This is a genomic window from Micromonospora sp. NPDC049051 (assembly GCF_043197575.1).
Lineage (GTDB): Bacteria > Actinomycetota > Actinomycetes > Mycobacteriales > Micromonosporaceae > Micromonospora.
Genome location: NZ_JBICTL010000007.1, coordinates 134,663 through 148,406, shown reverse-complemented (window position 1 = coordinate 148,406; position 13,744 = coordinate 134,663). Strand labels below are relative to the sequence as shown.

Sequence of the window (13,744 nt, the reverse complement as noted above, 5' to 3'; positions counted from 1 at the left end):
CAAGGTCGGCGATCGCCCACCGGCTACTGCCCGGGAAGTGGCTCACCGATCACGACGAGTGGGCAGGCTTGGCCTTCTGCGGGTAGATCGTCTCGTGGCGGGCCAGCATGGCAACGAACTCGCGGACCTTCCGCTCGCGGGTCTGCGCCCGTTTGACCGCGTTGACGCGGTGGATGAGAGCGAACCGGTTGGTTTTCGTGAGTACGTCGAACATGGCCTGAGCGGCGGGGTCGGCAGCGATAGCGGCGAGGAGGTCGGCCGGCACCTCGGCTTCCGACGGCGGGGCGTAGGCGGCCGCCCACCGCCCGTCCGCCTTCGCGGCTTCGACCGCGACGCGGCCGGGTGGCATCATCCGCCCCTGCGCCTCCAGCCGGGCCACGTGGGCGACGTTGCGTTGTGACCAGGAACTGCGGGGCCGGCGAGGGGTGTACCGGATCCAGGAGGTCTCGTGGTCCCGTTTACGGGCCTGCCCGTCGATCCAGCCGAAACACAGGGCCTCGTCAACCGCCTGCTGCCAGGTCAGCGTCGTGACCGTGCCGCCCTTCTTGGTCAGGGCGAGCCAGACACCGGGCGACGTGGCGTGATTGGCCGACAGCCACGCACGCAGCGCGTCGGCGTCCTCGACGATCAACCCACTCAGTTCGGCGCTCACCATGACAGCAGGCTATCGCTGCGCCCTGACGCAGCCTCTGCCCGTTCGACCGCCCCGACTCGCCGGGTTGCCGGCGCGCCGGTCGCTCGCCGGACCGGGGGAGGGCAGGACCTCGATGTTCAGGAAGGTCCCGACGTCGGGCCGACATGCTGGGCTCCTCGTGCACGTGCCGTTTGCGGCGAGCCTCGTCCACGACCATGCCCTACAGAACAATGATCAGCACAATCCACAGTGCCACCCGACGTCGCAACGAGCCGGCAACGCCCGGCGATCCAGCCGCGCTGCACCTTGACCGCTTGGGATGCGGGAAATAAGGCTGTACTCGGGGCATCGCACGGGTAGCTTGCCTCCTCGTGGAGAACGACCTGGCGCACGCACCGTTGCTCTCTGCCAGGTGGCCGGTCTTTACCGCCGAACTTGCCGCAGCGCTTGCGGCGGATGGTGAGAAACGGCTGGCGGAGCAGGTCAGACAGCTGCGAGTCGTGCAGACGTGCGGTTGCGAGGACGACTTCTGCCAGAGCTTCCACACCGCGCCGAAGCCGGTCGAGGCCTACGGCGATGGCCACCGCAATGTCTGCCTCGACGCGCCATGGCCGGCCTACCTCATCCTCGACGTGGTCCACGACGAGATCAGGTATGTCGAAGTGCTGTACCGATCACCGCTGTGTTGACCGCTCCCGCCTCCGTCGGCCGGCGGCGCGTCCGGACGAGCGTTCCCGGCCACGACGTGCCCTCAACAGCACACTCAACTCGGCATGACCGCGCGATCAGCGGCACCCGCGTACGTCACCTGCCTCCTGCCTCCTCCACGCGTACCGCACCATGGCGTGCAAGTCTCCGGCGAGTAGATCCCCCGTGCGGCCACGATCCACGAACACTGCCAACGAGCGGCCGATCTCGTCTCCCGCCACATCGGCCACCGCGTACAGGCGCTCGGCGCCCCAGTCCCACTCCGGTTGCCCGGCCGCGAACCGGAGCCGACCTCCCGGCCGGCTCGGGCATGGGGACATCCGTACGTGACGGTGCCGCAAGGCATGCGCCCACCGGCTGTCTTCGGGGGCGCTGATCAGTATCGTCACGGCGTGATCGCGAGGCTTGAGGTCGTGTACTGCGACGGATGGGATGACGGGGTCGTCAATCCGCTGACCGCGACGGCGGCGCAGGCCCGTGACGCGGCCGGTGAGCCGTACACGGCCGTGCTGCTGATCGACGACCGACGGCACGCGGTGCTGGACGTCTCGCGGGCCGACGAGTACTGCCGGGTGTCGCGCTTCGACGCGGCCGGTCGGCAGGTGTCCTGCCACGAACTGCGCGGCACCGGGGACGGCGACCTGTTCCTGCGGCGGGCCGCCACCTGGGACGGCCCACCGGACGTGGGCGAGTACGAGTATCCGCATGTCGCGGCGCGGACCCGCACCACCTATCGGCTCTCCGGCACACGTACCGATGTCGTCGAACCGTGCGGCGATCTGGGTGCCCGGCACGAGTCCCGCTCCATCCAGCCGCCGCCCCGGCTGCCGGTCCCGGGCTTCCGCCGATGGCGGGAACTGCTGAGTCTCGCCGGAGACGCGCCCGTGGAGATCGTTGACGCGGTGCGCCATCCGCTTCCGGCGCGAACCGCGACCCGGCCACCATGGCGTCCGCCCCGGGCGCTGCGACCGCACGGCATCGAACTCCTGTTCACTCCCGGTACGCAGGTCGAGTACCACGGCAGGCAGCTTCGCCTGTCCGCCCACCACGCCGGACGACTGCACCTGCCGTCCGGGCGCCTGATCGCCGCTGACCCTTCCTCCCTGAATCTCGACGCCGAGCCCTTCGACGTCACCGTGCCGCCCGGCACGTACCCGGTCTCCGTCGGACTCGCGACCTTCGTCGACGATCCGGGGCATACCCGGGTCACCGCCGCGCGCCTCGACATCAGTGACCGTCCCGCAGTGCGATGGGAACTGGCGCTACGCAACGGGCAGGACCCACTCGACCTGGACTACCAGGAGTTCTTCGGCTTCGGCGTCGACACCGGCATGGCCTGCTACGTCGACGCAGACTCCGCCGACCGGGTGACAGACCTCTGGCGTACGCTCGACGGCCTGGTCGAGCCGCGCTACCGCACCACCGATTCGGGGGCCATGGTCGCCTGGTCCAGCGGCTGGGGCGACGGCGCCTACCCCACGTGGATCGGCTACGACACCTCCCATGCCATCACCTGCTTCACCACGGACATGCTGCTGTTTCCCACCGACTCGCAAGACGATGACGAGGACTGACGACCAGCCGCACACGAATCTCGACAGCTCGGGGTGCCGTCCACGCTGACGTCACGTGACGCGCGGATCGCCGTAGGTCCGGACGCCGGCTCGGATCGGCGCAACCCGGGGTAGCTGTCGGCGGCGATCCGATCTGGTGCGCTGAGCACCGCAAGCGTCACAGTTCACCACCAGAGCCACTGGGCGCCGTGTCGGTGCTGCTGGGTGGGCGGGATGGTGTCGACGGCCCCGTTTCCGCGATGTTCCTTCGCGGCGTTACGGCACGCGGCTCGGGCAGCCTGACGTTCCCCGCTGGTCCACGTGGCGTTGATGAACCAGCGCGGCGGGCCGCTACCGCCGACCAGCCACCGCAGGCCGGTTCGCGGGTGATGTGGACCGTCCTTGTCCGTACGAGACACTGGTCGCCCCCTCTCCGGTCCGCCGACGCGGCACCCACCTGTCGGGGGTGGGAACGCGGCGCTGGTCCTTCGCCCTTGGCGTGGCCACCGTTCCTCCCTTCCGTATCGGGAATGCCGCCGGCATATGCGGGAGACTACGCAACGTCACCGGCACGTGGGTTCCGGACACGTTTCGGCCCGCGCCCTGTGGGGCGCGGGCCGGAGGATGAGGCCCTACTTGGACGGCTGGGGCAGCTCGCAGTCGACCTTCGGGTTGGCCCCGATGTAGTTCAGCGGCCCGGCCACGATGGTCACCAGGATCGTGCCGGCCTCGGCACAGTTCGTGTCGTCGCCGCTGTAGTAGCCGCGCTGCCCGGCGGCGACCGCGCCGATGATCAGCCAGATGACGACCAGGACTCCGAATATCGACGTGCCGCGCATCGCTGCCTCCGCATGAGTGTGGTGGATCGAGGTGCTGGGCGTTGTACCCAGTCGCGATGAACGGCTAACGGTGTCGCCGATCGAGCGGCGAACTCCGGCTGTCCGGCGGGGCCTCGCGCCGCCGTGGTGCCGGTACCGCTGGGCGGCGCCGGTACCGCCGGGTGGTGCCGGTGCCGTCGCCCGGCGCCGCCGTCAGGCGCGGCAGCCGGGCGACGGCGGGGTCGGTCAGGCGTCCGTGCCACCCGCAGGCAGCGCGGCTGCCGCCTCCGGCGGGGCAGCGGCGAGCACCTTCGCCTGCTGCGGCCAGGTGGCCAGGCTCGGGGCGGCGCGCAGCCCGGCGGCCCGGATGGTCTCCCGCAGGGCGGCCTCGTCCAGCTCCGCCAACTGTCCGAAGGTCCGGATGCCGGCGGCCTGCAGCGCCGCGGCCATCTTCGGGCCCACGCCCTGGATGCGCCGGAAGTCGTCGGCGTCCTGGCTGGCGGCCGGCGCGGCCGGAGAAGCCACCTCGTCCCGCGGGGCGGGCACGGCCACCGCCTGGGCCGCGACGGGCTCCGGCTCGGCGGGCACGGCGACTGGCTCGGCGGCGACGGGCTCCGGCTCGGCGGGCACCGGCTCGGCGGCGACAGGCTCGACCGCGACGGGCTCGACCGCGACGGGCTCCGGCGCGTTCGACGCGGCGACGGGGTCCGGCGCGGCGGGCGCGGCGACAGGCCCCGGCTCGGTCGACGCCGCCACCGGCTCCGCCGCGACGGGTTCCGGCTCGGTCGTGACGGGCGCCGTCGCGGCCGGCTCCGGGTCGGCCACCGGCTCGGCGGGCGTGGCGGGTTCCTGCGTCGGCCGGTGCTCGACCGGGCCGGTCACCTCGGCGGCCACCGGCAGCACGACCTCCGTGTTCGGCGCGGCGGTGGCGTCGACCGGAGCGGGTACGGGCTCGGGGTCGTTGCCGGGTGCCGGTACCGCGTCGCCGGTCAGCGCCATGTCGGCGGGGTCGACGTCGTCGGCCCGGGCTGCGTCGGCAGTGACGACCGTGGCCGGCGGGGTGCCGGCGCCCTGGTCGGCGTCGTTCGGGGTGTCGGCCCCGGGCGCGGCGGGGACGCGGTCGGCGACCGCCTCCGGAGCGGGGTCGACGGTTACCTCGGGGCGTGCCTCGTCCAGAGTGGCGGCGGGAGGCGGGTCGACCACCACGGCGGTCATGCCGGCGACCGGGTCACCCTCCACCGTCGAGCCGGCAGCGGCAGTCGCGGCATTCTGCCGGCCGCGCCAGAACCAGCCGCCGGCCACACCCACCGCCAGAGCCACGATCAGTATCAGCCAGTGCCCGAAAGACCACGTCACGGCAAACCTCCCTATCGTTCACGTCCGGAAACCCGCGAGAAAAACTCGCCGCAGCTTCGCACACGCCCGATGGGGCCGACAGGCAGGACCGTACGCCGGAGCGGCCGGTGGGACGGATCGCCACCGGTGGTGTCCGGCAGGCGACGCAGGGTGTAGCCACCGTCGGTGGGCCCGACGGTGGATGGGTCTGAGCGCCGGCGGGGCGGACAGGGGGACCCCGGCGCCCACGGGCGGCGCCGGGTCCCGGTCGGACAGTCAGTCCTCCTCGCCCCGGTAGCTGTAGAAGTCGTCGACGAACCGGCGCGCCAACCGGGGCACCCGGCTGGTGACGCCGAAGTAGCCGCGCGCGCCGAGCAGCGCGAGCCGGCCGACGACCGGCTTGTACATCCGGTCGTCCCCGCTGGTGCCGCTGCGGTTGAGCGAGTCGGCGACCCGGGCGAACCCGTACGGCACCATCGCGGCCTCGTAGTCGGCCACCGCCTGCAGCAGCGTCTTGTCGCCGGTCGCGGCCAGCCGCAGCTGCCGGCAGAGCAGGGCGGCGTCGCGCAGGGCCGTGTTGGCGCCCACCCCGCGTCCCGGCGTCATCGTGTGGATGGCGTCGCCGAGCAGGGTGACGGTGCTGCTCTTCCACGGCGGCACCGGTTCGCTGGTGGCCACCTTGATGGGCAGGGCGCTGCCCGGGTCGCTGCGGGCGAGCAGTTCGCGCAGGTTCGGGTGCCAGTTGCGGGTGAGTCGCAGGGCGAGCAGGACCAGGTCCTCGCCGCGGCGCTGCATGACGTCGGGCGGGAAACGACGGGCCGTGCTCCAGATGACCAGGTTGATGTTGTCGCGGGTGTTGTCGTGGCGCAGGCCCGGCCAGCCGCGCAGCAGTTCGGCGTCCGCGGGGTCGACGCCGGGCTTGAGCGCCCCGTCGCGGTCCCACTTGAACTCCATCACGTGCAGCACGCCCATCATCCCGCCGGTGCCGAAGATCAGCGAGATGCCCTTCTCTATCCGCTCCGGCAGCAGCCCCCGGGTGTGCGGGGTCAGGGGGATCCGGGTGGCGATGTTGATCGTGCCGGCGTCGCGGGTGACCGCGTGCGGCAGGTACTGGCGGCGTACCGCCGAGTGTGTGCCGTCCGCGGCGACGAGCAGGTCGCCGGTGGCGGTGCTGCCGTCGTCGAAGTGTGCGGTCACGGTGCCGTCGTCGCGCTGTTCGTACCGGGTGAAGGTCTTGTCGAAGTGGACGACGTCCTCCATGCCGGTGAGCAGGACCTGGCGCAGGGTCATCCGGGCCACGGACCGCTCGGTGTTCACCGGGTCGGTGTCCGGCCGGAGCGTGAACGAGGCCGTGCGTCGCATCCCCTGGGTGATGACGTTGAAGTAGCGGGGGGAGCGGGCACAGGTGGCGAGGTAGACGTCGAAGAGGGCGGGCGGCAGGCACTCGCGGAGCGCGCGGCTTCCGGTCGGCCCGATGCCGACCCGGTAGCCGAGCAGCCCCTCGCCGCGGGTGCGGTACCGCTCGTAGACGGCGACGCTGATCCCGGCCCGGCGCAGGCCGTGTGCCAGGCAGAGCCCACCGGTGCCGGCCCCGATGATCAGGACGTGGGGTGGTCTGGACGACATGGCGACCGCCCCGCTCAGCCGGCCGGCTGCGAGGACGTCGCGTCGGCGGCGTCCCAGCGGTAGAAGCAGCCCGCGATGGCGTCGCGCGGCGAGCGCCAGGTCGGCAGGTACGGCGTGGTGTGCGCGGAGAGCCGCTCGTTGACCTGGCGGTAGAGCGGGTGGTTGCGGGCCTCGGCCAACGCGTCCGGGTCGACGTCGGCGGTCTCCATCAGGTGTACGTACAGGTCGTGCAGGCAGTACAGGGAGCGGTGGCGGACGCCGGTGAGGGCGGGTAGCTCGGTCGCGTCGGACTCGGCGAAGATCTGCGCCACCCGACCCTCCGCGCCCGGGATGATCCTGCTGACGATCAGTAGACGGCTCATGGGACCCCTCTCGCCGGTGGTGCTTCGCGACCATCTCGCAGGCCACGGACTGTTGTGCGGCCCACCGTGCCCCGGTGACTGTCACCTGTCCGTCACGCGCGCCCCCGGGACGGTGACGCGGGTCAGCGCGCCCGGGGCGCGAGCCGGGTGGACGGCGCCCGACGCGGCCCGGGCGGGGCGTCGCGGGTGGCCTCCCGGATCGGCGCGAGGGTGTCGTCGAGCAGGGCGGTCATCGCCGCCGAGGGCTCCAGCCGCAGTTCCCGCAGCAGCAGGTCGCGGTAGACGTAGAAGGCGTGGACGGCCTCGAAGGCGTTGCCCTCGGCGAGGTGGATGCGGACCACCAGTCGGTGCGGCGTCTCCCGCAGCGGCTCGGCGGCCATCGCCTCCAGTGCGGCCTCCAGGGCCGGGCCGTGCCGGCCCGCCGACAGGTGCTGACCGGCCAGTTCCTCCAGCATGTGCAGGCGCAGCTGGCGCAGCCGCTCGCGGTCGGCCAGTACCCAGTCGTCGTACCAGCCGGGGAGCAGGTCGTGCCGGCCGGCGGCGAGCGCGGCGGCGGCGCAGGGGTCGTCGCCGTCGCGCACCCTCGCCGCCGTGCCGACGAGCGCGTCGACGTCGACCCGCACGACCGGGTCGAGGGAGACCGTGTCGCCGGAGGTGGTGACCGGGCAGCAGGGGTCCTGGCGCAGTCGCCACAGCGCGGTTCGCAGGGACGACAGCGCCCGCTCCTCGGTCGCGTCGGGCCAGAGCAGCCCGGCCAGGTGGCTGCGGGTGGCGCCGGGGCGCAGCCCGATCAGCGCGATGACCCGTTGCAGGCCGCGCGGCACCACGACCGGCGCGTCGCCGTGCAGCAGCCGGAACCCGCCGAGCAGGTGAAGTGAGACGTCGACGTCGGGACGACACCCGGTGGTCGGCGTCGACGGATCAGCGGCCACGGCGGCACCCCCTGCGGAACGCTCGTCCCGACTCGTCTGCTGTCCCCGGCGCGGCTGCCCATGACCCCACTGTCGGATCGCTCGCGCCGCGGCACGGCGTGGCACGCCGCGGCCGCCGGGCTGACCGTCACGAGATTATCAATCATGGTCACTCTGGGTCAATGTCTTGTGCGGGAGCGCGCTTGCCTGTCGCTTCCACGAAAACCCTTCCGAACTGCTGATAGTCCACTCTGCGCGTTCATCGGAGTCACAGCGGACGCACAGTAAGCGTCAACGCAGCGTCACGGCTGTTCGTCGTTGTCCGGCGGTCGACGGTGACGCCGCCGTGACGTCCGTGCCCGCATCGTGTCGCCAGTCGTCCGGCTCGGCCGGTGCCGTCGTCACCGATGCCGGATGCCGTGGAGGGAGGCCCACGCATGGACCGTTCGCTGATCGTCGCGAAGGTGGTGCCGAACGCCGAGGCGAACGTCGCCGAGATCTTCGCCGAGTCCGACGCGACCGAGCTGCCGCGCCTGGTCGGCGTCCGGCACCGGTCGCTCTACCGGCTGGGTGACCTGTACGTGCACCTGCTGGAGACGGAGGCGCCGGGCGAGGGAGCGGTCGAGGCGGCCCGGGGGCACCCCGAGTTCGCCCGGGTGAGCGCCCGGCTGCGGCCGTACGTGTCGCCGTACCTGCCGACGTGGCGGGAGCCGCGCGACGCGATGGCCCGCTGCTTCTACCGCTTCGACGCCGCGACCGCCGGGCGATCGTCGTGACCGCCACCGCGCCTCGCGAGGGGCAGCTCTGGTCCCGCTGCGGCGACTGCGCCACCCTGCTGTACCGCAAGCGGCTGCGGCGCAACCTCGACGTCTGCCCCGAGTGTGGGGCGCACGCCCGGGTCGACGCGCCCGACCGGCTGTTCCAACTCGTCGACCCGGGTTCGTTCACCGCCCTGCCGGACCGGCCGTCCGAGGTCGACCCGATCGGCTTCGTCGACCTGCTGCCGTACCCGCACCGGCTCACCGCGGCGCGGGCCGGCACCGGGTTGGCCGAGGCGGTCGTCTGCGGCACCGCCACCGTGGGGCGGCATCCGTGCGTACTGGCCGTGATGGACTTCCGGTTCCTCGGCGGAAGCCTGGGCTGCGTGGTGGGGGAGCTGATCACCCTGGCCGCCGAGCGGGCCCTGGCCGACGGGGTGCCACTGGTCCTGGTCACCGCCTCCGGCGGGGCGCGGATGCAGGAGGGCGCCCTGTCGTTGATGCAGATGGCCACGGTCAGCCAGGCGATCGCCGCGCTGCGGGAGGCCGGCCTGCTCACCGTGAGTGTGCTCACCGATCCGACGTACGGCGGCGTGGCGGCCTCGTTCGCCACCAACACCGACGTGGTGCTCGCCGAGAGCGGCGCGCGGATGGGCTTCGCCGGGCCCCGGGTGATCCGGCAGATCACCGGCCGGGATCTGCCGGAGGGTTTCCAGACCGCCGACTTCCTGCTGCGGCACGGCCAGGTCGACATGGTGGTGCCCCGGCACGCCCTGCGGGGCCGGCTGGCGGCGCTGCTCGCCGCCGCCCGGGCCGGGCGGCGGCCCGCGTCGCGTCCCGCCGTACCCCGGCAAGAGCCGCCGTCGGCGCGGCCCGCCGCCACGACGGCGCAGGGCGCGCCGGGTGACGCCTGGGAGACGGTACGGTTGGCCCGGCATCCCGGCCGTCCGACCACACTGGACTACCTGGAGACGGCGTTCGACGGCTTCGTCGAGCTGCACGGCGACCGGCTCGGCGCGGACTGCCCGGCGGTGGTGGGCGGGCTGGCGCGGCTCGACGGCCGGGCCGTCATGGTGATCGGGCACCAGAAGGGACACACCACCGCCGAGCTGGTGGGGCGCAACTTCGGTATGGCCAGCCCGGCGGGACACCGCAAGGCGCTGCGGCTGATGCGGCTGGCCGCCCGCCTCGGCCTGCCGGTGGTCACCCTCGTCGACACCCCCGGGGCGGATCCCGGTGTGCGGGCCGAGGAACAGGGCCAGGCGGCGGCCATCGCGGAGAACATCCTCGCCCTGACCGTGCTGCCCACGCCCGTGGTCGCCGTGATCACCGGCGAGGGCGGCAGCGGCGGGGCGTTGGCGCTCGCGGTGGCCGACCGGGTGCTCATGCTCCAGCACGCCGTCTACTCGGTGATCAGCCCGGAGGGTTGCGCGGCCATCCTCTGGCCGGACCGGGGCGCCGCCCCGCAGGCGGCCCGCGCGTTGCGGCTGACCGCCCCCGACCTGTGCCGGCTCGGGATCGTCGACGACGTCGTGCCCGAGCCGACCCCGGCCGCCCACCACGATCCGGCGGACGCCGCCCGGGCGCTGCGCGCGTCGGTGCTGGCGCACCTGCTGCCGCTGCTCGACGTGCCGTCCACCACGCTGGTCCGTCGCCGGCGGCAGCGGTTCCGGCGCTTCGGCGCCGCCCGCCTCGGCGCCCGGGCGGGTGCCCGGTGAGCGCCGGCGGGATCCCGGTCGACGCTCCGCCGTCGGCGCCCGACACGACTGCGGTGCCCGACACATCTCCCGCGTTCGGCGCGGCGCGGGCGTTCGGCGTGCAGCGGGCGTCCGGCGCAGCGGCGGCCTCCGGCGGAGAGGCAGCCTCCGGCGGAGAGGCGGCCTCCGGCGGAGAGGCGGCCTCCGGCGCAGCGGCGGCCTCCGACGGAGAGGCGGCCTCCGGCGTGGAGCGGGTGCCCGGCGCGGAGGGGGCTTCCGGCGTGGAGGCGGGGCACGGGACCGACGCCGTGCTGGCCGGGCTGCGGCGGCACGCCCGACACCTCGTCGCCGAACTTCCCGGGCCGCTGCGTCGGGTGCGGTTGCGCGGCGGGGAGACTGTGCTGGAGGTGGAGTGGCACCCCGCGCCCGCCGGGCCGGTGCCCGCCGCCGACGAGGTGCGCCCGACGCTCCCGCCGGCCGCCGTGCCGCCGCCGGAGCGGTACGCCGTGCGGTCGCCCGTCGTCGGCACGTTCTACCGCGCGCCGGAGCCGGGTGCCGCGCCCTTCGTCGCCGTCGGCGACCTGGTCAGTCCCGGGCAGGTCGTCGGCATCGTCGAGGCGATGAAGCTGATGAACGAGGTGACCGCCGAGCGGGGCGGCCGGGTCGCCGAGGTCCTCGCCGCCGACGGCCAGCCGGTCGAGTACGACCAGCCGCTGGTCGCGCTGGACCCGGCGTGAGGGGCGGGCTGCCATGTTCGAGAAGGTCCTGATCGCCAACCGGGGGGAGATCGCCCTGCGGGTGCTGCGCGCCTGCCGCGAGCTGGGCGTGCGTACCGCCGTGGTCTACTCCACCGCGGACGCCGACTCCGCCGCCGTGCGGCTGGCCGACCAGGCCGTGCGGATCGGGCCGCCGGCCAGCCGACGCAGCTACCTCAACGCCGCCGCGATCGTGGAGGCCGCCCGGCAGGTGGGCGCGCAGGCGGTGCATCCCGGCTACGGGTTCCTCTCCGAGGACGCCGACTTCGCCGAGATCTGCGCCGACAACGGCCTGGTCTTCGTCGGCCCGCCGCCGGAGGTGATGTCGGTGCTGGCCGACAAGTCCTCCGCGCGGGCGCTGATGCGCCGGGCCGGGCTGCCCCTGCCACCGGGCAGCGTCGCGCCCGTGCCCACCGCCGCCGAGGCGGCGGAGGTGGCCGCCGAGGTGGGCTATCCGGTGATCGTGAAGGCCGCCGCGGGCGGTGGGGGCCGGGGCATGACGGTGGTCGCCACCCCGGCGGAGCTGCCCCGGGCGTACGCGCGCACCCGCGCCGCCGCGCAGGCCGCCTTCGGCGACGACCGGGTGTACGTGGAGCGCTACCTGACCGGTGCCCGGCACGTCGAGGTGCAGTTGCTGTGCGACTCCCACGGCAACGGCGTGCACCTAGGCACCCGGGACTGTTCCGTGCAGCGCCGCCACCAGAAGCTGGTGGAGGAGGCCCCCGCCCCGGCGCTGTCGGCCGGCAGCCTGGAGGCCATCGCGGAGTGCGCCCTGCGCGGCGCCCTGCACGCCGGCTTCACCGGCGCCGGCACGGTGGAGTTCCTCGTCGACCCCGACGAGCGCTTCCACTTCCTGGAGATCAACTGTCGGATCCAGGTCGAGCACCCCGTCACCGAGATGATCACCGGGATCGACCTGGTGCACGAGCAGCTGCACATCGCCGCCGGGGTTCCGCTGCGCTGGCGGCAGGAGGACATCCGTCCGCACGGGGTCGCCATCGAGTGCCGGGTCAACGTGGAGGACCCGGACCGGGGCTTCGCGCCGACGCCCGGCCGGCTGGAGCGCTTCGTCCCACCCGGCGGCCCGTTCACCCGGGTCGACACGCACGGCCACGCCGGTTACCTGTTCGGCCCGCACTACGACTCCCTGCTGGCGAAGGTGGCGGTCTGGGCGCCGGACCGGGAACTCGCGCTCAACCGGCTGGAACGCGCCCTCGACGAGTTCGACGTCGCAGGCCCCGGGGTCCGCACCACCATCCCGTTCGTCCGGCGGGTGCTCGACGACGCCGGGTTCCGCAAGGGCCGCTACTCCACCGGCCTGGTCGAGCAGTTGCTCGCCGGCCCGCCCGAGGCACACCACAGGAGGCACCGATGACCGTCACCCATGGCCGTCCACTCACCGCCGAGATCACCGAGATCCTGGTGGCGAACTGCGGGCTGGACGCCGACGCCGCCGCCCGCGCCCCGGCCGCGTCCCTCGAGGAACTCGGCATGGACTCGCTGGCGCTGCTGGAGCTCTCCGCCGTGGTCGCCGACCGGTGGCAGGTGCAGATTCCCGAGCAGGCCGGGCAGCTGAGCATCGCGGGTGTCGCCGAGGTCGTCGCCCGCAGCGCCGATCAACCGGGGCACACCGAGAACAGCGTCCTCATCGCCGCGCCGCTGCCGCTGGTCTGGGACGTCACCAACGACGTCGCCAACTGGCCGGACCTGTTCACCGAGTACGCCCGCGCGGAGATCCTGCACCGCGACGGCGACACCGTGCGGTTCCGGCTCACCATGCACCCCGACGAGAACGGCACGGTGTGGAGTTGGGTCAGCGAACGCACCGCCGACCCGGCCACCCGGCAGGTCCACGCCCGCCGGGTGGAGACCGGTCCGTTCGAGTACATGAGCATCCACTGGCGTTACACGCAGGAGCCCGGCGGCACCCGGATGACCTGGGCGCAGGACTTCGCGATGAAGCCGACCGCGCCGGTGGACACCGCGGCCATGACCGACCGGATCAACGCCAACAGCGCGGTGCAACTGGCCGTCATCAGGGACAAGATCGAGCGGCTGGCGGGCGCCGGCCGGGCGGGGGCCGGCGATGAGTGAGCAGGCACTGCGGCTGGTCGCCGCCGCCGACGTGACGCCGGACAGCCGCCGCGGCGGCGAACTGCGGGTGCTGCTCGGCCCGAAGACCGTCGGCAGCACCTCGGGCTTCATGGGGGTGGCGACCCTGCGGCAGGGGGAGCGGATCGCCGAGCACTACCACCCGTACAGCGAGGAGTTCCTCTACGTGGCCCGGGGCACGATCACCGTCGACCTGGACGACGAGCCGGTGCCGCTGGGCGCCGGCGAGGCGCTGTTCGTGCCGCGCAACGTCCGGCACCGGCTGCGCAACACCGGCGAGGAGCCGGCCGAGGTGGTCTTCCACCTCGGACCGCTGGCGCCCCGGCCCGAGCTCGGGCACGTCGACACCGAGCTGGTCGAACAGCGAGGCGGCTCGTGAGCGTGCGGAGTGAGCCGGGGTTGCGAGCCCCGCAGTCGCGAACAGAGGTGGCGTCGTGAGTGCGAGGAGTGAGCCGGGGTTGCGAGCCCCGCAGTC

The 13,744-nt window shown here is 73.5% G+C and carries 14 protein-coding genes; 8 read left to right on the top strand and 6 right to left on the bottom strand.

What is annotated here, in order from left to right; all coding sequences use genetic code 11:
* Positions 1-49 precede the first annotated feature (49 nt).
* Positions 50-655 (bottom strand): YdeI family protein, encoded by a 606-nt coding sequence (locus ACGFIR_RS26910; RefSeq protein WP_393147903.1) that lies wholly within the window; start codon positions 653-655, stop codon positions 50-52.
* Between the two features lie 350 nt (positions 656-1,005).
* Here ACGFIR_RS26910 and ACGFIR_RS26905 point away from each other — a divergent pair, with 350 nt between their 5' ends.
* Complete coding sequence (locus ACGFIR_RS26905) at positions 1,006-1,323, top strand: hypothetical protein (RefSeq protein WP_393147901.1); 318 nt, start codon at positions 1,006-1,008, stop codon at positions 1,321-1,323.
* A gap of 411 nt (positions 1,324-1,734) precedes the next feature.
* The gene (locus ACGFIR_RS26900; protein WP_393147899.1) at positions 1,735-2,916 is read left to right on the top strand and encodes a DUF4241 domain-containing protein; all 1,182 of its coding nucleotides are present in this window, start codon (positions 1,735-1,737) and stop codon (positions 2,914-2,916) included.
* A 611-nt stretch (positions 2,917-3,527) separates the two neighbouring features.
* Here ACGFIR_RS26900 and ACGFIR_RS26895 read toward each other — a convergent pair.
* The 5 genes from ACGFIR_RS26895 to ACGFIR_RS26875 form a co-directional block, all read right to left on the bottom strand.
* Positions 3,528-3,734 (bottom strand): hypothetical protein, encoded by a 207-nt coding sequence (locus ACGFIR_RS26895; protein WP_091630565.1) that lies wholly within the window; start codon positions 3,732-3,734, stop codon positions 3,528-3,530.
* A 225-nt stretch (positions 3,735-3,959) separates the two neighbouring features.
* Positions 3,960-5,069, bottom strand: a complete 1,110-nt coding sequence (locus ACGFIR_RS26890) for a hypothetical protein (RefSeq protein ID WP_393147897.1) — start codon at positions 5,067-5,069, stop codon at positions 3,960-3,962.
* A 255-nt stretch (positions 5,070-5,324) separates the two neighbouring features.
* A complete protein-coding gene (locus tag ACGFIR_RS26885; protein WP_393006986.1) occupies positions 5,325-6,674 on the bottom strand; it encodes an FAD-dependent oxidoreductase in 1,350 nt (449 codons plus the stop codon).
* A 14-nt stretch (positions 6,675-6,688) separates the two neighbouring features.
* The gene (locus tag ACGFIR_RS26880; RefSeq protein ID WP_393147895.1) at positions 6,689-7,036 is read right to left on the bottom strand and encodes a TcmI family type II polyketide cyclase; all 348 of its coding nucleotides are present in this window, start codon (positions 7,034-7,036) and stop codon (positions 6,689-6,691) included.
* Between the two features lie 122 nt (positions 7,037-7,158).
* A complete protein-coding gene (locus ACGFIR_RS26875; protein WP_393006990.1) occupies positions 7,159-7,968 on the bottom strand; it encodes a BTAD domain-containing putative transcriptional regulator in 810 nt (269 codons plus the stop codon).
* A 416-nt stretch (positions 7,969-8,384) separates the two neighbouring features.
* Between ACGFIR_RS26875 and ACGFIR_RS26870 the strand changes: the two genes are divergently transcribed.
* From ACGFIR_RS26870 to ACGFIR_RS26845, 6 genes are all read left to right on the top strand, one after another.
* Entirely contained in the window at positions 8,385-8,723 is a 339-nt protein-coding gene (locus ACGFIR_RS26870; protein WP_393006992.1) for a TcmI family type II polyketide cyclase, read from the top strand.
* A complete protein-coding gene (locus tag ACGFIR_RS26865) occupies positions 8,720-10,423 on the top strand; it encodes an acetyl-CoA carboxylase carboxyltransferase subunit alpha (RefSeq protein ID WP_393147893.1) in 1,704 nt (567 codons plus the stop codon). Before ACGFIR_RS26870 ends, ACGFIR_RS26865 begins: the two co-directional genes overlap by 4 nt.
* A 98-nt stretch (positions 10,424-10,521) precedes the next feature.
* Positions 10,522-11,139 carry an acetyl-CoA carboxylase biotin carboxyl carrier protein gene (locus ACGFIR_RS26860; RefSeq protein ID WP_393148024.1) on the top strand — a complete coding sequence of 206 codons (618 nt, stop codon included), beginning with the start codon at positions 10,522-10,524 and terminating at the stop codon, positions 11,137-11,139.
* A gap of 13 nt (positions 11,140-11,152) precedes the next feature.
* A complete protein-coding gene (locus ACGFIR_RS26855; RefSeq protein ID WP_393006996.1) occupies positions 11,153-12,532 on the top strand; it encodes an acetyl/propionyl/methylcrotonyl-CoA carboxylase subunit alpha in 1,380 nt (459 codons plus the stop codon).
* Positions 12,529-13,251 carry an SRPBCC family protein gene (locus ACGFIR_RS26850; RefSeq protein WP_393147891.1) on the top strand — a complete coding sequence of 241 codons (723 nt, stop codon included), beginning with the start codon at positions 12,529-12,531 and terminating at the stop codon, positions 13,249-13,251. The genes ACGFIR_RS26855 and ACGFIR_RS26850 overlap by 4 nt, the downstream gene beginning before the upstream one ends.
* Positions 13,244-13,648, top strand: coding sequence for a cupin domain-containing protein (locus ACGFIR_RS26845; RefSeq protein ID WP_393147889.1), 405 nt, complete (start codon positions 13,244-13,246; stop codon positions 13,646-13,648). Before ACGFIR_RS26850 ends, ACGFIR_RS26845 begins: the two co-directional genes overlap by 8 nt.
* Positions 13,649-13,744 lie beyond the last annotated feature (96 nt).

Coding starts and splice junctions, on each gene's coding strand:
- ACGFIR_RS26910 (WP_393147903.1), bottom strand. CDS start 655: ATGGTGAGCGCCGAACTGAGTGGGTTGATCGTCGAGGACGCCGACGCG.
- ACGFIR_RS26885 (WP_393006986.1), bottom strand. CDS start 6,674: ATGTCGTCCAGACCACCCCACGTCCTGATCATCGGGGCCGGCACCGGT.
- ACGFIR_RS26880 (WP_393147895.1), bottom strand. CDS start 7,036: ATGAGCCGTCTACTGATCGTCAGCAGGATCATCCCGGGCGCGGAGGGT.
- ACGFIR_RS26870 (WP_393006992.1), top strand. CDS start 8,385: ATGGACCGTTCGCTGATCGTCGCGAAGGTGGTGCCGAACGCCGAGGCG.
- ACGFIR_RS26850 (WP_393147891.1), top strand. CDS start 12,529: ATGACCGTCACCCATGGCCGTCCACTCACCGCCGAGATCACCGAGATC.
- ACGFIR_RS26845 (WP_393147889.1), top strand. CDS start 13,244: ATGAGTGAGCAGGCACTGCGGCTGGTCGCCGCCGCCGACGTGACGCCG.
- ACGFIR_RS26895 (WP_091630565.1), bottom strand. CDS start 3,734: ATGCGCGGCACGTCGATATTCGGAGTCCTGGTCGTCATCTGGCTGATC.
- ACGFIR_RS26855 (WP_393006996.1), top strand. CDS start 11,153: ATGTTCGAGAAGGTCCTGATCGCCAACCGGGGGGAGATCGCCCTGCGG.